General features: G+C 71.1%; 18 protein-coding genes. 10 read left to right on the top strand and 8 right to left on the bottom strand.

Features of this window, described 5'->3' with window-relative positions:
• Positions 1-28 precede the first annotated feature (28 nt).
• The gene (gene groL / locus ACFYRX_RS03645) at positions 29-1,648 is read left to right on the top strand and encodes a chaperonin GroEL (RefSeq protein WP_389096257.1); all 1,620 of its coding nucleotides are present in this window, start codon (positions 29-31) and stop codon (positions 1,646-1,648) included.
• 82 nt (positions 1,649-1,730) lie between these two features.
• Here the strand turns inward: groL and ACFYRX_RS03640 are convergent, their stop codons facing one another.
• The 3 genes from ACFYRX_RS03640 to ACFYRX_RS03630 all read right to left on the bottom strand — a co-directional run bounded on the left by ACFYRX_RS03640 (position 1,731) and on the right by ACFYRX_RS03630 (position 3,999).
• Positions 1,731-2,420, bottom strand: coding sequence for an ester cyclase (locus tag ACFYRX_RS03640; protein WP_389096256.1), 690 nt, complete (start codon positions 2,418-2,420; stop codon positions 1,731-1,733).
• A gap of 86 nt (positions 2,421-2,506) precedes the next feature.
• Positions 2,507-3,280 (bottom strand): SDR family NAD(P)-dependent oxidoreductase, encoded by a 774-nt coding sequence (locus tag ACFYRX_RS03635; RefSeq protein WP_389096254.1) that lies wholly within the window; start codon positions 3,278-3,280, stop codon positions 2,507-2,509.
• Between the two features lie 50 nt (positions 3,281-3,330).
• Positions 3,331-3,999, bottom strand: coding sequence for an MOSC domain-containing protein (locus tag ACFYRX_RS03630; RefSeq protein ID WP_389096252.1), 669 nt, complete (start codon positions 3,997-3,999; stop codon positions 3,331-3,333).
• Between the two features lie 81 nt (positions 4,000-4,080).
• Here ACFYRX_RS03630 and ACFYRX_RS03625 point away from each other — a divergent pair, with 81 nt between their 5' ends.
• Positions 4,081-4,980, top strand: a complete 900-nt coding sequence (locus ACFYRX_RS03625; protein WP_389096251.1) for a LysR family transcriptional regulator — start codon at positions 4,081-4,083, stop codon at positions 4,978-4,980.
• A gap of 50 nt (positions 4,981-5,030) precedes the next feature.
• Here the strand turns inward: ACFYRX_RS03625 and ACFYRX_RS03620 are convergent, their stop codons facing one another.
• Positions 5,031-5,357 (bottom strand): WhiB family transcriptional regulator, encoded by a 327-nt coding sequence (locus tag ACFYRX_RS03620; RefSeq protein ID WP_389096249.1) that lies wholly within the window; start codon positions 5,355-5,357, stop codon positions 5,031-5,033.
• A gap of 391 nt (positions 5,358-5,748) precedes the next feature.
• Between ACFYRX_RS03620 and ACFYRX_RS03615 the strand changes: the two genes are divergently transcribed.
• The 4 genes from ACFYRX_RS03615 to ACFYRX_RS03600 all read left to right on the top strand — a co-directional run bounded on the left by ACFYRX_RS03615 (position 5,749) and on the right by ACFYRX_RS03600 (position 10,115).
• On the top strand, positions 5,749-6,360 hold the full coding sequence (locus ACFYRX_RS03615) for a response regulator transcription factor (protein WP_003948568.1): 612 nt from the start codon (positions 5,749-5,751) through the stop codon (positions 6,358-6,360).
• Between the two features lie 295 nt (positions 6,361-6,655).
• Complete coding sequence (locus tag ACFYRX_RS03610) at positions 6,656-7,243, top strand: sigma-70 family RNA polymerase sigma factor (RefSeq protein ID WP_328749767.1); 588 nt, start codon at positions 6,656-6,658, stop codon at positions 7,241-7,243.
• A gap of 139 nt (positions 7,244-7,382) precedes the next feature.
• Positions 7,383-8,885 carry an IMP dehydrogenase gene (guaB, locus tag ACFYRX_RS03605; protein ID WP_389096247.1) on the top strand — a complete coding sequence of 501 codons (1,503 nt, stop codon included), beginning with the start codon at positions 7,383-7,385 and terminating at the stop codon, positions 8,883-8,885.
• Between the two features lie 105 nt (positions 8,886-8,990).
• Positions 8,991-10,115, top strand: a complete 1,125-nt coding sequence (locus ACFYRX_RS03600; RefSeq protein WP_389096245.1) for a GuaB3 family IMP dehydrogenase-related protein — start codon at positions 8,991-8,993, stop codon at positions 10,113-10,115.
• Positions 10,116-10,821: 706 nt separating this feature from the next.
• Here the strand turns inward: ACFYRX_RS03600 and ACFYRX_RS03595 are convergent.
• Together ACFYRX_RS03595 and ACFYRX_RS03590 are read right to left on the bottom strand one after the other, a co-directional pair.
• On the bottom strand, positions 10,822-11,400 hold the full coding sequence (locus tag ACFYRX_RS03595; protein ID WP_389096244.1) for a hypothetical protein: 579 nt from the start codon (positions 11,398-11,400) through the stop codon (positions 10,822-10,824).
• A 123-nt stretch (positions 11,401-11,523) separates the two neighbouring features.
• Positions 11,524-12,741 (bottom strand): nucleotide sugar dehydrogenase, encoded by a 1,218-nt coding sequence (locus ACFYRX_RS03590; protein WP_389096242.1) that lies wholly within the window; start codon positions 12,739-12,741, stop codon positions 11,524-11,526.
• 308 nt (positions 12,742-13,049) lie between these two features.
• Between ACFYRX_RS03590 and ACFYRX_RS03585 the strand changes: the two genes are divergently transcribed.
• Positions 13,050-14,756: a glycerol-3-phosphate dehydrogenase/oxidase gene (locus ACFYRX_RS03585; RefSeq protein WP_389096240.1), complete on the top strand. Its 1,707-nt coding sequence runs from the start codon at positions 13,050-13,052 to the stop codon at positions 14,754-14,756.
• A gap of 122 nt (positions 14,757-14,878) precedes the next feature.
• On the opposite strand, the gene ACFYRX_RS03580 is transcribed toward ACFYRX_RS03585, so the two are convergent.
• Both ACFYRX_RS03580 and ACFYRX_RS03575 read right to left on the bottom strand, forming a co-directional pair.
• Positions 14,879-15,922 (bottom strand): serine hydrolase domain-containing protein, encoded by a 1,044-nt coding sequence (locus ACFYRX_RS03580; protein WP_389096239.1) that lies wholly within the window; start codon positions 15,920-15,922, stop codon positions 14,879-14,881.
• Positions 15,923-16,073: 151 nt separating this feature from the next.
• The gene (locus ACFYRX_RS03575) at positions 16,074-16,391 is read right to left on the bottom strand and encodes a hypothetical protein (RefSeq protein WP_389096237.1); all 318 of its coding nucleotides are present in this window, start codon (positions 16,389-16,391) and stop codon (positions 16,074-16,076) included.
• 219 nt (positions 16,392-16,610) lie between these two features.
• On the opposite strand from ACFYRX_RS03575, the gene ACFYRX_RS03570 reads away from it, so the two are divergent.
• The 3 genes from ACFYRX_RS03570 (at position 16,611) to ACFYRX_RS03560 (ending at position 23,563) form a co-directional block, all read left to right on the top strand.
• Entirely contained in the window at positions 16,611-18,716 is a 2,106-nt protein-coding gene (locus ACFYRX_RS03570; protein ID WP_389096235.1) for a serine/threonine-protein kinase, read from the top strand.
• A 174-nt stretch (positions 18,717-18,890) separates the two neighbouring features.
• The gene (locus tag ACFYRX_RS03565) at positions 18,891-21,656 is read left to right on the top strand and encodes a protein kinase (protein ID WP_389096234.1); all 2,766 of its coding nucleotides are present in this window, start codon (positions 18,891-18,893) and stop codon (positions 21,654-21,656) included.
• Positions 21,657-21,808: 152 nt separating this feature from the next.
• Entirely contained in the window at positions 21,809-23,563 is a 1,755-nt protein-coding gene (locus tag ACFYRX_RS03560; protein ID WP_389096923.1) for a serine/threonine-protein kinase, read from the top strand.
• Positions 23,564-23,565 lie beyond the last annotated feature (2 nt).

The following is a 23,565-nucleotide window of genomic DNA, read 5'->3' as shown; positions in this document are numbered from 1 at the left end:
ACGTTTTCGAGAGGGCTGAACCGCTCCCATGGCGAAGATTCTGAAGTTCGACGAGGACGCCCGTCGCGCCCTTGAGCGCGGCGTCAACAAGCTTGCCGACACGGTGAAGGTGACGATCGGCCCCAAGGGCCGCAACGTCGTCATCGACAAGAAGTTCGGCGCCCCCACCATCACCAACGACGGTGTCACGATCGCCCGCGAGGTCGAGCTCGACGACCCGTACGAGAACCTCGGCGCGCAGCTGGTGAAGGAGGTGGCGACCAAGACCAACGACATCGCGGGCGACGGTACGACCACCGCCACCGTGCTCGCCCAGGCGCTGGTCCGCGAGGGCCTGAAGAACGTCGCCGCGGGTGCTTCCCCGGCGCTGCTCAAGAAGGGCATCGACGCGGCCGTGGCCGCGGTCTCCGAGGAGCTCCTCGCGACCGCCCGCCCGATCGACGAGAAGTCCGACATCGCCGCCGTCGCCGGTCTGTCCGCCCAGGACAGCCAGGTCGGCGAGCTCATCGCCGAGGCGATGGACAAGGTCGGCAAGGACGGTGTCATCACCGTCGAGGAGTCCAACACCTTCGGTCTGGAGCTGGACTTCACCGAGGGCATGGCCTTCGACAAGGGCTACCTGTCGCCGTACTTCGTGACGGACCAGGAGCGCATGGAGGCCGTCCTCGAGGACCCCTACATCCTCATCAACCAGGGCAAGATCTCCTCGATCCAGGACTTGCTGCCGCTGCTCGAGAAGGTCATCCAGTCGGGTGCCTCCAAGCCGCTGCTGATCATCGCCGAGGACGTCGACGGCGAGGCCCTGTCGACCCTGGTCGTCAACAAGATCCGCGGCACCTTCAACGCGGTCGCCGTCAAGGCCCCCGGCTTCGGTGACCGCCGCAAGGCGATGCTGCAGGACCTCGCGGTCCTCACCGGCGCCACGGTCATCTCCGAGGAGGTCGGCCTCAAGCTCGACCAGGTCGGCCTGGACGTGCTGGGCACCGCCCGCCGCGTCACCGTCACCAAGGACGACACCACGGTCGTCGACGGTGCCGGCGACTCCTCCGAGGTCACGGGCCGCGTCGCCCAGATCAAGGCCGAGATCGAGAACACCGACTCCGACTGGGACCGCGAGAAGCTCCAGGAGCGCCTCGCGAAGCTGGCCGGCGGCGTGTGCGTGATCAAGGTCGGCGCCGCCACCGAGGTGGAGCTGAAGGAGAAGAAGCACCGTCTGGAGGACGCCATCTCCGCGACCCGCGCCGCGGTCGAGGAGGGCATCGTCTCCGGTGGTGGCTCCGCGCTCGTCCACGCCGCCAAGGTCCTCGAGGGCGGTCTGGGCAAGACCGGCGACGAGGCCACCGGTGTCGCCGTGGTCCGCAGGGCCGTCGTCGAGCCGCTGCGCTGGATCGCCGAGAACGCCGGCCTGGAGGGTTACGTCATCACCTCCAAGGTCGCCGAGCTCGACAAGGGCCAGGGCTTCAACGCCGCCACCGGCGAGTACGGCGACCTGGTCAAGGCCGGCGTCATCGACCCGGTGAAGGTCACCCGCTCCGCCCTGGAGAACGCCGCCTCCATCGCCTCCCTCCTCCTCACGACCGAGACCCTGGTCGTCGAGAAGAAGGAAGAGGAGGAGCCGGCCGCCGCCGGTCACGGCCACTCCCACTGAGCCCACAGCTCGAAAAGGAGCCCCCGCCCCCTCACCGAGGGAGCGGGGGCTTTCCCCTTCGCGGGTCAAGGGAGTCGTGCCGTCATTCTCCGAGCACCCCCAGCTGTTCCATCAGCCCCGCCAGGTCGAACTGCCACCACCCCTCGCAGATCCTCCCGTCCCGGAACCGGTGCCAGGTGGTCCCGGTCATGGTCACGTTCTGCCCGGTCGCGGCAACGCCCACGAACTCGCCGGTGTGCTTCCCGGCCCAGGTCCAGCGGGTGCACACCCGGTCGTCCTGGGCGATCTGGTCGTCCACCCGGAAGGTGAACTCGAAGGCCCGCCGCCACCCCTCGTACTCCTCGCGCGACGCCGCCAGCCCCAGATCCCCGGGACGGGACGGCAGGTGATCCCGGAAGTCCTCGTCGAACCGTTCGAACAACTCCGCGGTGTCACCGCGCCCGGCCCGCTCGAAGAACTCCCGTGCGACGACCGTGTTGAGCTGCTCGTCCCGCACCACGTCGAGGTCGGTGAACGTGGGCGCCACGTCACACAGCGCGACCATCTCCTGGAAGATCTTCTCCGTCTCCGGCAGCCCGGAGTTGCGCATCGCGTCCTCGTACGACGGGAACTCCACGATCTCGACGAAGTGCGACGCGTCGGCCCGGTCCTTCCCGACCACCGCGTGCGTCGCGGTGCGCTTCCCCTTGGTCCGCTCGACCCAGGTGTCCATCAGCCGGTCCATCTCGTCGAAACGGCTGGTCCTGCACTCGATGAGCTGTACGAAGGTCATGGCACCGTCGCCTCCGGCCGGCCCCCCTGGGTCCGGTAGTACGCCACCATTGTCCGCCTGTGGCGTCCGCGCGCGCGAGCGGAACCCTACTGCGGCCCGTACTTCCGCCCCGTCTTCGAGCTGATCCCGCCCAACAGGCCCCGGGGCGCCACCTTCACCAGACCCATGAGCGCCTTGTAACGCGGGTCCGGGATCGACAGGGACTTGCCGCGGGACAGGTCGGCGAGGGCGGCGGCGACCAGCTTGTCCGCGTCGAGCCACATCCAGCCGGGGATGTTGTCCGTGCCCATCCCGGCCCGCTGGTGGAACTCGGTGCGGACGAAGCCGGGGCACAGGGCCATCAGCCGTACGCCGGTGCCCGCCAGGTCCTTCGCCACACCCTGCGTGAACTGCACGACCCACGCCTTCGAGGCGCCGTACGTCCCGCGCGGCACGAAGGCCGCCACCGAGGCGACGTTCACGACACCGCCCCGCCCCCGCTCCCGCATCGCCTCCGTCGCCGCGGACGTCAGCCGCAGTACCGCCTCGCAGTGCACCTTGAGCATCTTCAGCTCGTCGGCCATGGAGACGTCGAGATAGCGGCCCTTGTTGCCGAAGCCCGCGTTGTTGACCAGGAGGTCGACGGGGGACCTGCGGTCGGAGAGACGGGCGGCGACCGCCTCGATGCCGGTGTCCTCGGCGAGGTCGGCGGTGAGGATTTCCGCCTCGATGCCGTGACGGTCGTGCAGTTCGGTCGCCTGCTCCTGGAGCCGCTTGGTGTCGCGGGCCACCAGCACCAGGTTGTGCCCGTCAGCCGCCAGCCGTCGTGCGAACGCGGCACCGATGCCCGCGGTCGATCCCGTAATCAATGCCGTTGTCATGGCGCAAGGTTAATGACCTGGACCGACACCGTCCGCCTGCCGAGGGCCCGTCAGGCGCCGTACTTCTCCGCATAGTCGAGCGCCCACTGCCGCAGCTCCGGATGGAGTGCCTCGCCTGCCGCCAACAGCCGTGGCTGGAGCGGCCGTTCGGTGGTCATCGCGCGGAACGCCAGCGCGACCGTCACGTCGTGGTCCGGCCGGTGCACGATCTCGACGGGATCCCCGGTACGGATCTCACCGGGCTCGATCACCCTGAGATACGCCCCCGGAGCGCCCTTCTGCGTGAACCGCTTCACCCACCGCTGCTCGCCCATGTGGCCCTGGAAGGTGCCGCACGGGATCCGCGCGCTGGTGATCTCCAGCACCACCTCGGGCCCGATGCGCCAGCGTTCGCCGATCAGCGCGCCGGAGACGTCGATGCCCTGCGTCGTGAGGTTCTCGCCGAAGAAGCCGTTGGCCAGCGTGCGCCCCAGCTCGCGCTCCCAGTCGTCCAGGTCCTCCCGCGCGACCGCGTACACCGCCTGGTCGTCGCCGCCGTGGTGCTGCTTCTTGCACACCGCGTCCCCGGCCAGCGCGCTCCCGCCGATGCCCTTGGGACCCGGTGCCGCCACCCGCACGGGCCCGTCGGCCGGCCGCTTGTCGATACCGGTGAGGCCCTCCGGGTTGTCCGTGTACGACACGGCCTTCGCACGGCCCAGATTCACCGACAGAAGCTTCATGAAGGGCACGGTAGGCGACCGGTCCCCAAAGGCGCCACGCGTTATTCGGCGCGGTGCCAAAGCACCGCTTATCCTCAAAAGGTGATCGAAGCCCGCCATCTCCGTGTCCTGCGTGCCGTCGCCGTCAACGGCTCCTTCTCCGCCGCGGGGCGCGAACTGGGCTGCACCCAGCCCGCGGTGAGCCAGCAGATGAAGGCCCTGGAGGCCTCCGTCGGCACGCCGTTGCTGATCCGCAGCGGGCGCGAGATGCGGCTGACGCAGGCGGGAGAGGCGCTGGTGCGGCACGCCTCCGGCATCCTGGCCGGACTCACGGCGGCCGAGGAGGAGGTCGCCGCCATCGCCGGACTCCGCGCCGGCCGCGTCCGGCTGGTCTCCTTCCCCAGCGGCAGCTCCACTCTCGTCCCCACCGCCCTCGCCGCCCTGCGCGCCGCCCACCCCGGCACCCGGGTCTCCCTGGAGGAGGCCGAACCACCGCACTCCGTCGGCCTGTTGAGGGAGGGCGACTGCGACCTCGCGCTCGCCTTCCGGTACGAGGGTGCCGCGGCCGGCGACGAGTGGGACGACCTCGTCGTACGGCCCCTGCTGACCGACCGGCTCGTCGCCCTCGTACCGGAGCGGCACCGGCTCGCGCGCGCGGGGTCTGTGGCCATCGGGGAGCTCGCGGGGGAGCCGTGGATCGCCGGATGCCCGCGCTGCCGCGGCCAGTTGGTGGAGGTGTGCGAGGGCGCCGGCTTCACACCCCGGATCGACTTCGCGACCGACGACTATCCGGCGGTGGTCGGCCTGGTGGGCGCGGGCCTGGGCGTCGCCGTCCTGCCCCAGCTGGCGATTGAGTCCGTACGGCCCCGGGGTGCGCGCACGGTCGCGCTGGAACCGGCCGTCCGGCGGGAGATCGTCGCGCTCACCCTGCCCGACCTGGCCCAGGTGCCGGCGGTGGCGGCGACGCTGGAGCAGCTCGCGGTCGCCGCGGGCCGGAAGTAGCGCAGAAGAGAGGGCACGCGGTCGCGTGCCCTCTCTGGAGAAACGTTCCTTCAGGTGTTCGATACGCCGCTCCCGACGGAGGCCGCGGACACCAGCCGGTGCCGCGCCCGTCCCATGAGCTCCTCGCGCTCGTCCTCGGTAAGTCCGCCCCACACGCCGTACGGCTCTCTCACCGCCAGTGCGTGCGCCGCGCACTGTGCGCGCACCGGGCATCTCATGCAGACCTCCTTGGCCGAGTTCTCGCGAGCGCTTCGAGCCGCACCGCGCTCGCCCTCCGGATGGAAGAAGAGCGAGCTGTCCACGCCGCGGCAGGCAGCCAGGAGCTGCCAGTCCCACAGGTCCGCGTTCGGTCCGGGAAGGCGGGAGAAATCTGCCATTGCGTGACCCCTTGTAACCGATCTGGGAGGTTGTCGAACTGTGCGGTGTCCAAGACCGTACGTCTACGATCTAAGGAGATGAAAATATGACTCATTGCGAATCTAGCCTCAGACACCAGGAAATGGGAAGAAAAGGGTCTGAATGGGGCACGGGTTGTGATGAAACGTTGTGGGTCCGCCCCGCATGTCTGCACCGTGTCCACGCCCTCACGTAGAGTGCCGAAGACGGTGCACGGCCCCGTAACTCTTTCGGGTGACCGTCGTTGAGAGTGCGGAGGCGGTTGAAGACACAAGCGCTCGGGCAGGCGTCCGAGACGGTCGACCGCACAGGTGACGATTTCGTACCAGCCTGGAGGCTCAAGGTGACGTGCATCAGCTGCGGAGGACGGCCATGACATCCGTCCTCGTCTGCGACGACTCCCCGCTTGCCCGAGAGGCGCTCCGCCGCGCGGTCGCGACCGTGCCCGGCGTCGAGCGCGTGACGACCGCGGCCAACGGCGAGGAAGTCCTCCGCCGCTGGGGTGCGGACCGTTCGGACCTGATTCTGATGGACGTACGCATGCCCGGTCTGGGCGGCGTCGAGACCGTGCGCCGGCTGCTGTCCGCCGACCCCGGTGCGCGCATCATCATGCTCACCGTCGCGGAGGACCTGGACGGCGTGGCTCTCGCGGTGGCCGCCGGTGCGCGCGGCTATCTGCACAAGGACGCGTCCCGCGCGGAACTGCGGGCGACCGTGACGCAGGCGCTCGCCGACCCGACCTGGCGGCTCGCCCCGCGGCGGTTGCGGTCCGCGGAGATGGGCGCGGCGCCGACGCTCACAGCGCGTGAGATCCAGGTCCTCGAGGGCATGAGTCACGGCCGGTCCAATGCCGAGATCGGACGGGAGCTGTTCCTGTCCGAGGACACGGTCAAGACGCACGCTCGCCGGTTGTTCAAGAAGCTCGGTGCTTCGGACCGGGCGCACGCCGTGGCGCTCGGGTTCCGTTGGGGCCTGGTCCGCTGAGCGTTTCAGCGGGTGCGGTCGTATAAGGCCGCAGGTTGTTCGTGGCTGGTCGCGCGGTTCCCCGCGCCCCTGAAAGGGCGCGGGCGCCAGATCGGTCGGGCGGTGACGTCGGCGCCCGCTGCTTGTTTCGCGGCGGATGCCGCATCCTTGAGATGTGGAGTCTCTCGGGGACGATTCGGTCGAGCGGAAGGGGAGGGCGCAGGGTATGAGTTCCGGCGCACCTGCTCATAACGCTTCGGTGCACAACAACCAGCGCGATGTCACGGATCCAACGACGCCAGTGCACCATGGACCGATGCGTGACGACGAGGCGGCTCATCCCCATGGGGCGATCGGTGCGCTCGTGCACAGCGCCGTGGAGGGGGACGAGCAGGCCACGCACGACCTGCTCGCCCATGTCCACCCGCTGGCCCTGCGCTACTGCCGCACCCGGCTGTCCCGTCTCCCGGGCGACGCCCGGCACTTCGTGGAGGACCTCGCGCAGGAGGTCTGCGTAGCCGTCCTGCTCGCCCTGCCGCGGTACCGGGACACCGGGCGCCCCTTCGAGGCGTTCGTCTTCGCCATCGCCGCGCACAAGGTCGCTGACCTCCAGCGCGCCGCGATGCGCCACCCCGGCTCCACGGCCGTCCCGTCCGACGAGATGCCCGAGCGGCCCGACGACTCGCTCGGCCCCGAGGAGCGGGCCCTGCTGAGCAGTGACGCCGAATGGGCCAAGAAACTGATGGCCAACCTCCCCGAGAACCAGCGCGAGCTGCTGCTGCTTCGTATCGCCGTGGGGCTGACGGCGGAGGAGACGGGCCAGATGTTGGGAATGTCACCCGGTGCGGTCCGGGTGGCGCAGCACCGGGCGCTGAGCAGGCTGCGGGCGCTGGCCGAGCAGTAGTTGCCCGGTTGAACACCGGGTGCGCCGGTCCCGTACGAAACTACGAGGCCAGGAGTCGGCCCGAACCGTGGAATGTGCCACCCCTGCTTCCCGTTAGCATGGACATCCGCACCGATCAAGGCCATTTGGGGAAGGTGTCATGACTGCAAGCGTCGACGGAGTGCCCGGTAAATTCGCGACACTCGGGCTGACCTACGACGACGTGCTGCTGCTGCCGGGTGCATCCGAGGTGCTCCCCAACGCGGTCGACACCTCGTCCCGCATCTCGCGCAACGTACGGGTGAACATCCCGCTGCTCTCGGCGGCCATGGACAAGGTGACCGAGTCCCGCATGGCCATCGCGATGGCCCGCCTCGGCGGCGTCGGTGTGCTGCACCGCAACCTCTCCGTCGAGGACCAGGTCAACCAGGTCGACCTGGTGAAGCGGTCCGAGTCCGGGATGGTCACCGACCCCATCACCGTGCACCCGGAGGCGACCCTCGCCGAGGCCGACGCCCTGTGCGCCAAGTTCCGCATCAGCGGCGTCCCGGTCACCGACCCGGCCGGCAAGCTCCTCGGCATCGTCACCAACCGGGACATGGCCTTCGAGTCGGACCGCAGCCGTCAGGTGCGCGAGGTCATGACGCCGATGCCGCTGGTCACCGGCCAGGTCGGCATCTCCGGCGCCGACGCCATGGACCTGCTGCGCAAGCACAAGATCGAGAAGCTGCCGCTCGTCGACGACTCCGGTGTCCTCAAGGGCCTGATCACCGTCAAGGACTTCGTCAAGGCGGAGAAGTACCCGAGCGCCGCCAAGGACTCCGAGGGCCGGCTCCTCGTCGGTGCCGCCGTCGGTGCCAGCCCCGAGGCCCTGGAGCGCGCCCAGGCGCTCGCCGCGGCCGGTGTGGACTTCCTGGTCGTCGACACCTCGCACGGCCACAACAGCAACGCCCTCAGCTGGATGTCGAAGATCAAGTCGAGCGTCGGCATCGACGTGATCGGCGGCAACGTCGCCACCCGCGACGGCGCCCAGGCGCTGATCGACGCCGGAGTCGACGGCATCAAGGTCGGCGTCGGGCCGGGCTCCATCTGTACGACCCGTGTCGTCGCCGGTATCGGCGTCCCGCAGGTCACCGCCATCTACGAGGCCTCCCTCGCCGCCCGCCCCGCGGGCATCCCGCTGATCGGCGACGGCGGCCTGCAGTACTCCGGCGACATCGGCAAGGCGCTCGCCGCCGGCGCCGACACCGTGATGCTGGGCTCGCTGCTCGCGGGCTGCGAGGAGTCCCCGGGCGAGCTGCAGTTCATCAACGGCAAGCAGTTCAAGTCGTACCGCGGCATGGGCTCGCTCGGCGCCATGCAGTCCCGGGGCCAGGGCAAGTCGTACTCCAAGGACCGCTACTTCCAGGCCGAGATCTCCGCCGACGACAAGCTCGTGCCCGAGGGCATCGAGGGCCAGGTGCCCTACCGGGGCCCGCTGTCCAGCGTCCTGCACCAGCTCGTCGGCGGGCTGCGCCAGACCATGGGCTACGTCGGCGCGGCCACCATCGACGAGATGGAGTCCAAGGGCCGCTTCGTCAGGATCACCTCGGCGGGTCTCAAGGAGAGCCACCCGCACGACATCCAGATGACCGTCGAGGCACCGAACTACAGCCGTAAGTAGGCGTCGAACCGACAAGGGCGGCCCCGGAGGCATCCGGGGCCGCCCTTGTCGTACCCGTCGGCGATACTGGAAGACGCTGAACGCATCAGGGAAAGGCCACACATCGTGACTGAGATCGAGATCGGGCGCGGCAAGCGCGGCCGCCGGGCGTACGCCTTCGACGACATCGCCGTCGTCCCCAGCCGTCGTACGCGCGACCCGAAGGAGGTCTCGATCGCCTGGCAGATCGACGCCTACCGGTTCGAGCTGCCCTTCCTGGCCGCCCCCATGGACTCGGTCGTCTCCCCGGCCACCGCGATCCGTATCGGTGAGCTCGGCGGCCTCGGCGTGCTGAACCTCGAAGGCCTGTGGACGCGGTACGAGGACCCGCAGCCGCTGCTCGACGAGATCGCCGGGCTGGACGTGGACAACGCCACCCGCCGTCTCCAGGAGATCTACGCCGCTCCCATCAAGGAGGAGCTGATCGGGCAGCGCATCAAGGAGGTGCGCGACTCGGGCGTGGTCACCGCGGCCGCGCTCTCCCCGCAGCGCACGGCGCAGTTCTCCAAGGCCGTCGTGGACGCGGGCGTGGACATCTTCGTCATCCGCGGTACGACGGTCTCGGCGGAGCACGTCTCCGGTTCGCACGAGCCGCTGAACCTGAAGCAGTTCATCTACGAGCTCGACGTCCCGGTGATCGTCGGCGGCTGCGCCACCTACACCGCCGCCCTGCACCTGATGCGCACCGGCGCGGCGGGCGTCCTGGTCGGCTTCGGCGGCGGCGCGGCGCACACCACGCGCAACGTGCTGGGCATCCAGGTTCCGATGGCGACGGCCGTCGCGGACGTGGCCGCCGCCCGGCGTGACTACATGGACGAGTCCGGCGGCCGGTACGTGCACGTGATCGCCGACGGCGGTGTCGGCTGGTCCGGCGACCTCCCCAAGGCCATCGCCTGCGGCGCCGACGCGGTGATGATGGGCTCCCCGCTCGCGCGCGCCACGGACGCGCCGGGCAAGGGCAACCACTGGGGCATGGAGGCGGTCAACGAGGAACTGCCGCGCGGCAAGAAGGTCGACCTGGGCACGGTCGGCACGATCGAGGAGGTCCTCACCGGCCCCTCGCACATCCCGGACGGCTCCATGAACTTCTTCGGTGCGCTGAAGCGGGCCATGGCCACGACCGGGTACAGCGAGCTGAAGGAGTTCCAGCGCGTCGAGGTGACGGTGGCTGACTCGCAGCACAAGCGGTAGGGCCTAGGGCGGTTCCAGGGCCGGTCACCCGGGTGGGGTGGCCGGCCTTTCGCGTGCCCTGGGGCTTTGCGCGGCGGGTGGCGCGCGGGGTGGCGCGCGGGGTGGTGCGGGGGCGCGCGGTTGCGTTCGGGGCGGAAACGGGCTGGTCAGCCGGGGCGAGGGCGATAACGTCCGTGTCGGCGCCCCAGGTTGCTGGAGCGCCCCCTTCCAAGGATTTGGTTCCGGACCCCGCTCCTCGGGGCCCGGCCCGATTTCCGACGGACCGTCCCACCGGGCTACTGGGCGGTGTCGTGGAAGGGGGCGCCGATGGGTCGCCACCGTAAGCCCACCCGCTGGGACCGGATCCGTCTTCGGACGGTGCAGTGCCGGAGGAGGTGGATCTTGCGGATTTTCGGATGGTGAGCGGCCGCCCCCAATCAACCTAGGGGCGGACACTCCGTGAACCATCCAGGAGCCTGCCGCAGCACCCACTGCGGTGGGCTCCACCTGGTGGGTGTGATGGTGAGCGGCCGTCCCCACAGAACCTAGGGGCGGACACTCCGTGATCCATCCACGAGCCTGCCGCAGTTAGCCTCTGCGACCGACCCCACCTGTCTCCGTAAGGTACCCGCGCCGCGCCCCGCGTGCCACCAGCCCCGGGGCCCGCCGCACCCGCGCGCCCCCCTTCACAACCGATGCGCCGCCCCTTCGCCGGGCACCGGCAGCGTCAGAGCGCCGCCTTCCTGGCGCCGGTGAAGGCGACATACGCGGCGATCGCGAAGAACACGAACGTCAGCGGGTCGGCGTCCGCCTTCCAGGCCTCCTGGATGACGTCGAAGTGCTGGAAGAAGAGTTCGCTGAAGCTCAGCGAGGTCTCCTTGGCGCCGATCATGGCCTCGCCCACCAGCTGGCCGACGTAGACGGCGCCCAGCGACAGGACCGCGCTCGCGACCGGCAGCACGGGGTTGCGGCCACCGAAACGCCCTGCGGCGAGGCCGACCAGAAAGCCGACGCCGACCGCCGCCCAGCCGATCTCGTGCTTGGTCAGACCGATGATCGCGCCGTAGACACCGCCGGCGACCACGGCGGCGACGAAGGCGGCCACCAGACCGAGGCCGATGTTGTTGCGCACCGGAGCGGGGGCGGGGACGGCCCCGTACGGGACCCCCGGCGCCGGAGGCGGGAGTACGGTGCCCGGCTGCGGGGCGGACGGAGCGCCGTCGGCAGGCTGCTGCGCGTACGGGTTGCCGTCGACCGGCTCGGGCTGGGGCTGCGGCTGGGCAGGCGGTGGAGCTGACTGGTTCATGACAGGAATCCCCCCACGGGACGGAACGAGCGGAATGGTGAAGCAGAGAAGCGTGCGCACGACTGTGCGACGAGTGAGGGGAGATTAACAGGTGGGTCCGACAGCGCCACCGGCGTTTTGAGGTCAGAGGCGGTGCGCCGCCCCTGTCGGTGTGGCCCCCCGCGTGTCCAGCAGCAGCTGGGCCTTCACGGACAGGCCCTGGAGGTCGTACGTCCGGTGCTGCTGGAGCAGGATCGTCAGGTCCGCGTCGGCCGCCGCCTCGTAGAGGGAGTCCGCGCGGGGGACCGGGCGGTCCAGGACGCTCCAGGACGGGATGTGGGGGTCGTGGTAGCTGACGGAGGCGCCGAGTTCCATCAGGCGTACGGCGACCTCCTGGGCGGGGGTGCCCTGCTGGTCGGCGAGGTCGGGCTTGTAGGTGACGCCGAGGAGGAGGACCCGGGCGCCGCGTGCGGACTTGCCGTGCTCGTTGAGGAGGGCGGCGGCGCGCTGGACGACGTAACGGGGCATCTGGTCGTTGACCTGCCGGGCGAGTTCGACCATGCGCAGGGTGCGGCCGCCGCCGGGGCCGCCGCCGGTCAGGTCGCGGGGGACGGCGTGGCCGCCGACGCCGGGTCCGGGACGGAACGCCTGGAAGCCGAAGGGCTTGGTCTCCGCGCAGCGGATGACGTCCCACAGGTCGACGCCGAGGTCATGACAGAGGACGGCCATCTCGTTGACGAGGGCGATGTTGACGTGCCGGAAGTTGGTCTCCAGGAGCTGGACCGTCTCCGCCTCGCGCGGGCCACGCGCGCGTACCACCTTGTCGGTGAGGCGCGAGTAGAAGGCGGCTGCCGATTCCGTGCACGCGGGTGTGAGGCCGCCGATCACCTTGGGGGTGTTGGCGGGCGTGAAGTCGCGGTTGCCGGGGTCGACGCGGCTGGGCGAGTAGGCGAGGTGGAAGTCGCGTCCCGCGCGCAGGCGTGAGCCCTCTTCGAGGATCGGGCGCAGGAACTCCTCGGTGGTGCCCGGGGGGACGGGGGACTCCAGGATCACCGTGGTGTGCGGACGCAGGCGTTCGGCGAGGGTGCGGGCCGCCGACTCGACCTGGCTCAGGTCCAGGCGGCCGTCCGGGTCCGGCGGGGTCGGCGCGCAGATGACCGCCGTACGCACCCGGCCGAGCTCGGCGGGGCCGGCGGGTGTCCGGAAGCCCCCCGAGAGCATCCGGCGCAGTTCGGCGGGGCTGAGGGAGCCGGCCTCGGGTCCTGTGCGGTAGCCGAGGGTGGGGATGCCGGCGGCGACGGCGGCCTGGGCCAGCGGCAGTCCGTAGGGGCCGAGTCCGATCACGGCGAGATCTGCGGGCATGGCGTGGGCCGTCCTTCCCAGTAACCGAAGCGGGACAGGTGCGCAAGCCCTGTGGACTGGACGAGCGAGCGCAATGTCAGACTAGGAGTAAATATGACCGAAATACGGGATTGATTCCGTGTGTCTTTCTGCGGGTCTGCAGGCCTTGGGGGCTGTGGGGCCGCGGCTTGTGTGGCCTTCGGGGTACACGACGGTGAAAGTTATCCACAGGCTGAGGGTGACTGGTGGCCGAAGTCGGGCAAGCCGGTCAGACTTTGGGCACGGGTGGATACCTGTGGGGCCGACGTGATCGACAGCGGGAGGCAGTGGTGAGGACAGCGACACTGGGACCGGCGCAACGCGCCGAGTCACTCGCATCAATGGCCGAGCGCGAACTGGACGTGCTGGTGGTGGGTGCCGGCGTGGTCGGTGCGGGCACCGCCCTCGACGCGGTGACCCGGGGCCTGTCCGTGGGGCTGGTCGAGGCGCGTGACTGGGCGTCGGGAACCTCCAGCCGCTCCAGCAAGCTGATCCACGGCGGCCTGCGCTATCTGGAGATGCTCGACTTCGCCCTCGTGCGTGAGGCGTTGAAGGAGCGCGGGCTGTTGCTGGAGCGGCTCGCCCCGCACCTCGTGAAGCCCGTGGCCTTCCTGTACCCCCTTCAGCACAAGGGCTGGGAGCGGTTGTACGCCGGCTCGGGCGTCGCGCTCTACGACGCCATGTCGATGGCCCGGGGGCGTGGCCGGGGTCTGCCCACCCACCGGCACCTGAGTCATCGTCACGCCCTGCGTGTCGCGCCTGCCTTGAGGAAGGACGCGCTGGTCGGAGCGCTCCAGTACTACGACGCCCAGATGGACGACGCCCGCTTCGTGGCGACCCTCGTGCGCACGGCGACCGCCTACGGTGCGAAGACCGCCAACCGCGCGCGCGTGACCGGATTCCTGCGCGAGGGCGAGCGGGTGGTCGGGGCCAGGGTGCAGGACGTCGAGGCGGGCGGCGAGTACGAGATCCGCGCCAAGCAGGTCGTCAACGCGACCGGGGTGTGGACCGACGACACCCAGGCCATGGTCGGGGAGCGGGGGCAGTTCCACGTCCGCGCCTCCAAGGGCATCCACCTGGTCGTACCCAAGGACCGCATCCACTCCTCGAGCGGGCTGATCCTGCGCACCGAGAAGTCCGTGCTGTTCGTCATCCCCTGGGGCCGGCACTGGATCATCGGCACGACCGACACCGACTGGGACCTCGACAAGGCGCACCCCGCCGCGTCCAGCGCCGACATCGACTACCTGCTGGAACACGTGAACTCGGTGCTCGCGGTGCCGCTCACGCGGGACGACGTGCAGGGCGTGTACGCGGGCCTTCGGCCGTTGCTCGCCGGTGAGTCGGACGCCACCAGCAAGCTCTCGCGCGAGCACACCGTGGCCCATCCGGTTCCGGGGCTCGTCGTGGTGGCGGGCGGCAAGTACACGACCTACCGGGTGATGGCCAAGGACGCCGTGGACGAGGCGGTGCACGGGCTCGACGCGAGGGTCGCCGAGTGCGTCACCGAGGACGTGCCGCTCCTCGGAGCCGAGGGATACCGGGCGCTGTGGAACGCGCGGGCGCGGATCGCGGCCCGCACCGGGCTCCATGTCGTGCGCGTCGAACATCTGCTGAACCGGTACGGCTCCCTCGCGGAGGAGGTCCTCGACCTCGTCGCCTCGGACGCCACCCTGGGCGAGCCTCTGCAGGCCGCCGACGACTATCTGCGCGCCGAGATCGTCTACGCCGCCTCGCACGAGGGTGCGCGGCACCTGGACGACGTACTGACCCGGCGCACCCGTATCTCCATCGAGACCTTCGACCGGGGCGTGCGGTCCGCCCGCGAGGCCGCCGAGCTGATGGCGCCGGTGCTGGGCTGGGACAAGGACCAGATCGAGCGCGAGGTCGAGCACTACGAGAAGCGGGTGGAGGCGGAGCGGGAGTCGCAGCGGCAGCCGGACGACCTGACCGCGGACGCGGCGCGGTTGGGGGCGCCGGACATCGTGCCGTTGTAGGTCGCCGGGAGCGGGGGCGGCCGGGTCGGCCGGATTGGCTGGAGCGGGTCGGTCGAGCTGGTCGGGCAGCATCACTCGAACGAGTGTCGTGATCCGGGATCTTCGTTCGGGACCCGGTCGTTCTACGAGGTGCGGGGGCAGAACTCGGCGGCGAGCAGGGCCGGTTCGAGGTCGGAGTCCGTGACCGCGGTCGTGTTCACACGGAAGGTGAGGACACGGCGGCCGTCGACGGTGGCTGCGGTGCGCACGTAGCTGCCGGTGATGCGGCCGTTGTGCCCCCACACCGTCGTGCCGCACGGCAGTTTCACCGGGAACAGTCCCATCCCGTACCGGCCGTGCGTGGTGCGGGTGTCCGTCATCTCGTGCAGCCAGTACGGGGAGAGCAGTCGGCCGCCGAGCAGCCCCGCGTAGAAGTGGTCGAGGTCGGCGAGCGTGGTCACCAGCTCACCTGCGGCCCCCGCCACCCGGGGGTCGAGTGCGGTGACGTCGGTCCCCTCGGCGGTGTAGGCGCGGCCGTGCGGGGAGGGGAGGGAGGTGCGTGAGCCGGGGAAGGAGGTGCCCGTCAGGTGCAGGGGAGCGATGATGCGCTGCTCGGCCTCGGTGGCGTAGGAGCGGCCGGTGATCTGCCGGATGACCATGCCGAGCAGGACGTAGTTGGTGTTCGAGTAGGAGTAGCGGCCGGGGGTGGCCGGGGGGTGGGTGAGCGCGATTCGGACGGCCTGTAGAGGGGTGAGGGGGACCTGGCCCAGGGTGTACGCGGTGAAGTCGTTCAGACCGCTGGTGTGGGTGAGCAGAGCGCGCAGGGTCAGTGCGCGGCCGTCGTTGCCCGCTCCGCGCACGAGGCCGGGCAGGTGCTCCTCGACGGTGTCGGACAGCTTCAGTCTGTGTTCCGCGGCCAGTTGGAGGACGACCGTGGCGATGAAGGTCTTGGTGATGCTGCCGGCGCGGAAGTGGTCGGCGCGAGCGATTCCCGGGCCCGCCTCGGCGTAACGGGTGCCGCTCTGTTCCCGGGCCAGGAGCGCCGCGGCGGGGGCGCCGCCCTGTGTGACCAGCAGGGGAAGCAGGGCGTTCGCGGGCGGGGCGGACGGCGCCGAGGAGGCCACCGGGGCCAGGGCCAGCAGCGCGAGGGACACCGGGACGGCCAGGAGTGTCCGAAGCGGTGGCATGGGGGTCCTTCCTTGTCGGGGACCATCATGCGGGGTCGGGGTGCGGGCTTGGTGCGGGGTGGCCTGGGCGCGGGCGGAAGGGAGCCGAGGCGGGGTTCGCGGCTGATGTCGTCGATGTCGATGTGGTGCAGGGGATGTGGGCCCGCATCGTTCACGGCGCCGGGGGCACGTCAGGCCGCTGCGACCCGGAGCGACCAGTTCCGCGCAGGTCGGCGGCGAATGACAGTGCGTGCTGCTGAGACCTGCCGAGTGTGCGCTCGTCCATGACGTCAGTCGCAGGGGGCCCCGCCGGTGTGGGGCAGTCCTGTGGGGTGAGTGCGATCGAGCAGTACAGGGTGTCGACGGGCAGGGTGGTGGCGGTGAGGCGGACCAGGCACGCCAGGAAGTCCTCCAGCCGGTCGGGGTGCAGCAGCAGTGCCTGGAGCCGAGCTTGGGCTCCGGACCCGGCCGGGAGATGGACGCCGTTCACGAAGCGGAGGGGTGATGCGGTCCGTCGTGTCGGGAGTGGGTGTCCGGCTGGGCGGGAGGGACCTGCGGGGTGAGGGGTGCCGTGGGGTGGCGGGGCCTGTGTGTCGATGTTGCCGGGTCGTGCCGCGGGCGTGGCGGGGCCAGGGGCACCCTGGGCGTCGGGCACTTGTCGGGTGAGGGACAATGGAGGCTCTGTCAGGGCGGGTTCATGAGGGGACGCATGTCGGACGCGGAGCGGGCGGGAGCATCCCGGCAGGACGAGAACGACCGTCTCCTCGCCGGGCGGTACCGGCTGGGAGGAGTGCTCGGCCGCGGTGGCATGGGCACGGTGTGGCGCGCCGAGGACGAGACCCTGGGCAGGACGGTGGCCGTCAAGGAACTGCGGTTCCCGTCCAGTATCGACGAGGACGAGAAGCGCCGGCTGATCACGCGCACGCTGCGGGAGGCCAAGGCGATCGCGCGGATCCGCAACACCAGCGCGGTGACCGTGTACGACGTGGTCGACGAGGACGACCGGCCGTGGATCGTGATGGAGCTCGTCGAGGGCAAGTCGCTCGCCGAGGTCATCCGCGAGGACGGCCTGCTGGAGCCGAAGCGTGCGGCGGAGGTGGGCCTCGCGATACTCGACGTGCTCCGGTCCGCGCACCGCGAGGGCATCCTGCACCGGGACGTGAAGCCGTCCAACGTGCTGATCTCCGAGGACGGCCGGGTCGTGCTCACCGACTTCGGCATCGCCCAGGTCGAGGGCGACCCGTCCATCACCTCCACCGGCATGCTCGTCGGCGCGCCCTCCTACATCTCCCCGGAGCGGGCCCGCGGACACAAGCCGGGCCCCGCGGCCGACATGTGGTCGCTCGGCGGGCTGCTGTACGCGGCGGTCGAGGGTGCCCCGCCGTACGACAAGGGTTCCGCGATCGCGACGCTCACGGCGGTGATGACCGAGCCGCTGGAGGAGCCGAAGAACGCGGGGCCGTTGCGGGACGTCATCTACGGCCTGCTCACCAAGGATCCCGCACAGCGGCTGGACGACGACCGCGCTCGGACCATGCTCACCGCGGTGATCCATGCGCCCGAGCCGAAGGCGGCCGAGCCTGAGCCGGCGCCGGACGCGACCAGGGTGGTGCCGTTGCCGGCGCAGCCCGAGGAGCGTGCGGGCGGCGAGCGGTTGCGCGGGGCGCTGCGTTCCGTGCGGAAGGTCGCCGGGGCGGCGGCGACGTCCGCGGCCGCGTCCAGGACCAAGTCCGGTGGTGCTACGGCGGGTTCGGGCAGCGGCAAGGTGCCCGCCCAGGCTTCCGAGGCGTCGGCGGCCGCTCCGGTCTCCCCCGCGGCTCCGGCTTCCCCGGCGGCGCCTTCCGGTCCCGCTTCTCCCGTCCCTCCGGCTCAGGCGAAAGCCACCGCGAGTGCGGCCGCCACGTCGGAGGGGGCCTCGACGGCGGCTTCCAGTGGGGTGGCCGGGGCCCGGGACGCGAAGACGCAGCAGGCCGACGCGGTCTCGGACGGACGCAGTTCGGGATGGCCCGTGATGACGCCGCCGCCGGACCTGGCGCCGAGGCCGGTGCCCAGGGCGCCGCTGACGGACGTGGTGCCGCGGCGGACGCTGGTCATCATCGCGGTGGTCGTGGCGCTCGTGGTCATCGGCACCGTGCTGGCCCTCACGCTCGGCGGGGACGACAGCACCGACGGGGCGAAGGGCGGCGGGACCAAGGTCACGGCGGGGTCGAGCGCAAGTCCCGACACCAAGGAGGACAAGAGCGGGGGCACCCAGACCGACGGGGCCGCCGGCGGCTCCGCGTCGCCGGAGACGAGCACGGGGGCGCCGAACACGGCGAGTCCGCAGGAGAGCGACCAGAGTTCGGACGGTTCCTCCGGTTCGGACGACTCCGCCGACGACAGTGCGGTGGCCACGACGCACAACGGGAGCCAGGGGTACTCGATCGGACTGCCGGCGGGGTGGACGTTCCAGACCAGCAGCTCCGCGGGCGACCGGTTCACCGGACCCGACGGGCAGAAGCTGCTCGTCGCCTGGACCAGCACGCCCAAGGGCGATCCGGTGGCGGACTGGAAGAGCCAGGAGCGGAGCATGACCCGCTCGCAGTACACCAAGATCCGAATAGAGAAGGTGGGCTACCGGGGCTGGAACGCGGCCGACTGGGAGTTCACCTATGTGCAGAGCGGGACGAAGTACCGGACGATAGACCGTGGATTCGTCGTCAACGGCCATCTCGGATATGCCTTGATGTACACGGCGAAAGCCGCGAACTGGGGCACTGAGCTGCGCAAGGACACATGGCACACGCTCGCTCGTACCTTCGAACCGAAGCCGTGACGCGCTCTGCGGTAAACGGTCATGTGTTTGGACCCTGAGATCTGGAATCCCCTCTTTGCAGGTTGCCTCCGGCACGTATCGTGAGTGTTTGTGGACCGTCCGCATCCAGGGATGGGTACGGAACGGGCCTGAAGGCGAACGGAATTGACCAACCGGGCGGCCGGGGGAGGCAACGTGGACGACTATGCGGGTCGGGTGCTCGCCGACCGCTACCGCCTGCCGTTGCCGCCCTCCGACGAGTACGAACTCACCGAGTCGCGCGCCTTCGACACCTACAGCGGGCAGGAAGTCCTGGTCAGGCAGGTTCCGTTGCCCGAGGTCGTCGAGGCGGAGGTGCTCGACGCGGAGGGACTGCCCGACGGGTTCACGGCCCGGGATCCCCGGAGCGCGCGGCGGAGTCCGGGGCGGGGCGGTACGCGCAGGCCCACGGAGCCCGCTGTGCGGCGGGCCGTCGAGGCCGCGCAGGCCGCCGCGCGGATCCCCGACCATCCGCGGCTCGACCAGGTCTTCGACGTGTTCGCCGAGGGCGGTTCGCTGTGGATCGTCAGCGAACTGGTGTCCGCACGGCCGCTGGTGGCGTTGCTCGCCGAGAAGCCGCTGTCGCCGTACCGGGCGGCCGAGATCGCCTCCGACGTGCTCATGGCGCTGCGGGTGCTGCACGCGCACGGCTGGGTCCACCGCAACATCACCGCCCGCACGGTACTTGTCTGCGACGACGGCCGGGTCATGCTGACCGGCCTCGCGGTCGGCGCGGCGGAGGAGGCACTGTGCGGTTACGACCCGGTGCCGGCCGAGGCGGGCGAATGGGGCGCCGGGGACGCGGAGTTCGGGGCGGAGACAGGACCGTCCGACGGCACCGCCGCCGGGCACGTGGGTCCGGTCGAGGCTGCCCCCAGGGCGGACGAAGGGTTCCGTGGAATCGGTGACCGGGGTGCGGCTGAGAGTCGTAGGGCCTCTGGCGGATACGCGGGCCCCGGCGGGCCCGGCGTTCCGGGGGCAAGCGGCGGGACACCCGTTGCCGCGGCCGGCTTCGGCGAGGCCGATGACGACCCCGAGGCGGCCCGACGGGCGGCGATCGAGGCGCGGGAGGCCCGCGGGCTGCCCAGTGCCGGGGTGGAGACGGCGGACGGGGGCGGTTCCGCTGCCGCGTTGGTCCGACGGGACGCGGACGACGGTACGGACATCAGGGCGGCGCGGGCCGGAGCGATCGCCGCGTATCGCGCGGGCGCGCGGGCGGCGGCCCGAGTCCAGGAGGCGCAGAACAGCCGGCCGGCCCTCCCCGGAGGCCGCCCGGCACCGGACACCGACTCGGCCGCCCAGGGCAACGGCGCAACTCACGCACACCCGTCGGCGGGCGGTGCGGCCCAGCCGCCGTATCCGTCGGCGAACGGCTTCGCGCAGGCGCCGTACCCGTCCTCGAACGGCGGGTCTCAGGCCCCGTACCCGTCGGCGAGCGGGGTCGAGCATCGGCCCGGCGTCCTGCCCCAGGGGCAGATAGCCGACCCCTACGGCGTGCGGCCCCCTTCCTGGCACGGAGCCGCGCCGCGCACCGGGGTCGGTGGGGCGGCGGTGCACGGGGGGCCGGCAGCAGGGGCCGAAGGTCACGTCTCCGCTCCCGGGGTTCCGGCGCCCGAACTCCCCGCCCCCACCCGCTGGGACGACCTCACCCCCGTAGCACCCCCCGCGCGCCGCGGCCCCACCACCGCGCTCGCCGCCGACCGGGCCCGGCAGGCGCGGATGGCTGTGGTCGGACCCGTCACCGAGCGATGGGCGCCGGAGCAGGCCGGGCCGGTGCACGAGAACTGGCAGCTTGCCGCTCCGATCGGGCCCGCGACCGATCTGTGGGCTCTCGGGGCGTTGTTGTTCCGGGCCGTCCAGGGGCACGCGCCCTACCCCGAGGAGTCGACGGCCGAGCTGGTGCAACTGGTGTGTGCCGAGCCGCCCGCCTTCGCCGAGGAGTGCGGGCCGCTGCGGCCGGTCGTGGAGTCGTTGCTGCGGCAGGACCCGACCGAGCGGCTGGAGTTCGAGGAACTGCGGGGCTGGCTGCGGTCGTTGGTGCGGTCCGCGCCCGAGCCGGAGGCGGGCGCGCATGTCGTCGCCGCGCCGCCCGTGGACGTGAACCGGCTGCCGATCGTGCGGCGCAGGGGCGAGTTGGTGCGCAGGCGGCGTGCCGGGCTGCCCGCGAACAGCGCGCACGGCCGCCACAAGCGGGCCCGGGACGAGGCCGCCCCGTCGCCGCGTCGCCTCGGCCGCAACCTGCTGCTGTTCATCCTGCTGGCGCTGGCCGCGGCGATCGCGTACGCCATGTACTTCATGCCCGGGTCGGAACCCGACAACAAGGGCGCCGCCCAGCAGACCGGCACCACCAGCCAGGCAGGTCCGGCTCAGTCCCCGAAGGCCAGTAGCGAGCCGCGGCCCGACCAGACCACTCCCGAACCGTCGAGGTCCAGCGGCGCCGCCGAGACGCAGACCGCCGGGTCCACGGTCGCCGACGGATTCACCCTGCGCACGGATGCCGAGGGCTTCAAGGTCGCGGTGGCCAAGGGCTGGGCCCGCACCCCCAGGAACGGCCGCGGCCAGGTGGTCTACTCGCAGGGCAGCTTCGAGCTGATCGTCATTCCGGGACGGGACACCGCGGCCGCGAACGGCAGCGATCCGATGGTGTACCAGCGGGAGAAGGAACCCGAGCTCCAGCCGTACCGCGATTCCAGCTGGGCCACGGCCACCGGGCTGAAGTCGATCCAGGTGGGCACGAGGAGCATGGCCGAGGGACAGTTCACCTGGACCGGCGACGACGGGCGCGAGCTGTACGTGCGCAACCTGGCGGTGCTGATCGGCGGGAAGTACCACGTGGTGCAGGTCCGTGGCCCGGAGGCGGAGCGGGACGAGGTGACACGGCTGTACGAGCAGGCTTCGGCCACGTATCAGGTGACCGGCTGACGGACGCCGTGGCGGCGGCGCGGGTTCACTCGTACTTCGCGGAAGCGACAACCGTCACAGTGAGGTCTCCTTGACGCTCCCCTGGTTCCCCTCGGCGCGGGCCGGTCTTTAGTCTGACGGGGTCAAGAGCATTGCGGGGAAACGTGAATCAGATGCAGGGCCTGCTCCTGGCGGGGCGCTACCGGCTCGCCGACCCGATAGGCAAGGGCGGCATGGGCCGGGTGTGGCGTGCCCACGACGAGGTGCTGCACCGGGCCGTGGCGATCAAGGAGTTGACCGCCGCGCTCTACGTTTCCGAGAGCGACCAAAGCGTGCTGCTCGCCCGCACCCGCGCCGAGGCCCGTGCGGCGGCCCGGATCAACCACTCCGCCGTCGTCACCGTGCACGACGTGCTCGACCACGACGGCCGGCCCTGGATCGTGATGGAGCTGGTCGAGGGCCGCTCGCTGGCCGACGCCGTCAAGGAGGACGGCCGGGTCGAGGCACGTGAGGCGGCCCGGATCGGCCTGTGGGTGCTGCGGGCCCTGCGCGCCGCGCACTCCGCCGGGGTGCTGCACCGGGACGTGAAGCCCGGCAACGTCCTCCTCGCGCAGGACCGCCGAGTCCTGCTCACCGACTTCGGGATCGCCCAGATCGAGGGCGACACCACCATCACCCGCACCGGAGAGGTCGTCGGCTCGGTCGACTACCTGGCCCCCGAGCGGGTCCGCGGCGCCGACCCCGGCCCGTCCGCCGACCTGTGGGCGCTCGGCGCCACGCTGTACACGGCGGTCGAAGGACGGTCACCGTTCCGCCGTACGACCCCGCTGACCACCATGCAGGCCGTCGTCGACGAAGAACCGGCCGAGCCGCGCAACGCCGGCCCGCTCGGGCCCGTCATCGCCGCCCTGCTGCACAAGGACCCCGCCGTACGGCCCGACGCGGCCGAGGCCGAGCAGATGCTCGCCGAGGCGGCGGAGGGGCGGCGGCCGAACGCGGCCCAGGCGTATGTGCCGACGCAACATGTGGGTTCCCGCTACGAGCCGGGGGCGCACAGCGGGACCCACAGTGGGTACAACACACCGGCCACGGGTACCTCCGGCGCCGGTACACCGGTCGGCGGAACGTCGTATCCGCCGGGCACGGGACCGTCGTACTCCTCGGGCTCTGGTCCCATGTACCACTCCGGCGCCGGTGGGCCGTACCCGCAGGCGACCGGTCCCACGGCGGTGGGGCATCCCCACCACACCGGCACCGGCCCGGTGGCCCCCGCGGCCCTGCCCCGGCGCCGCCGCCTGCGCTCCCTCGCGCTGGTCGTCGCGCTCGCCGCGATCGTCAGCGCCGGGACCGTGATCGGGCTGCAGACGTGGGACGAGCGGCGCGACAAGGGCGGCACGGACACCTCGTCGAGTGCCTCGACCAGCCCCACGGCGACGGCGGGCGCGGACGGGGTCCCGGCCGGCTGGGAGCGGCGCGACGATCCCGTGGGCTTCAGCGTCTATCTGCCCAAGGGCTGGAAGCGGTCGGTCTTCGGGACCCCCGCGGACGGTCTGACCCAGATCGACTACTCGCCGGACAACGGCAAGCACTTCGTCCGGATCGCCGTCGACACCTCGCCGGACTTCCTTGATCCCCTCGCCCACCAGAAAAGCCTGGAAGCGCAGCTGCAGGGGCTGAAGAACTACCACCGCGTGAGCATGGTCGAGAACACCTACCGGGACCGTCCGGGCGCCCGGTGGGAGTACACCTGGACCCAGTTGGCGAAGGACAGCGACTTCCCCGGGCCGCGCCGGGCCGTGGAGGAGACGTACATGTCCCGGGACGGCGTCGAGTACGCGATCTACATGTCGTCGCCCGCGAAGAGCTGGCCGATCACCCGCAAGCAGTTCCCGACGGTGCTCCAGAGCTGGAAGGAACCGAACGGCTGACG

The sequence above is a fragment of the Streptomyces sp. NPDC005374 genome (assembly GCF_042872225.1).
GTDB lineage: Bacteria > Actinomycetota > Actinomycetes > Streptomycetales > Streptomycetaceae > Streptomyces.
Note: the sequence above shows the minus strand (reverse complement) of the source record. Positions and strands in the feature narration are given on the sequence as shown.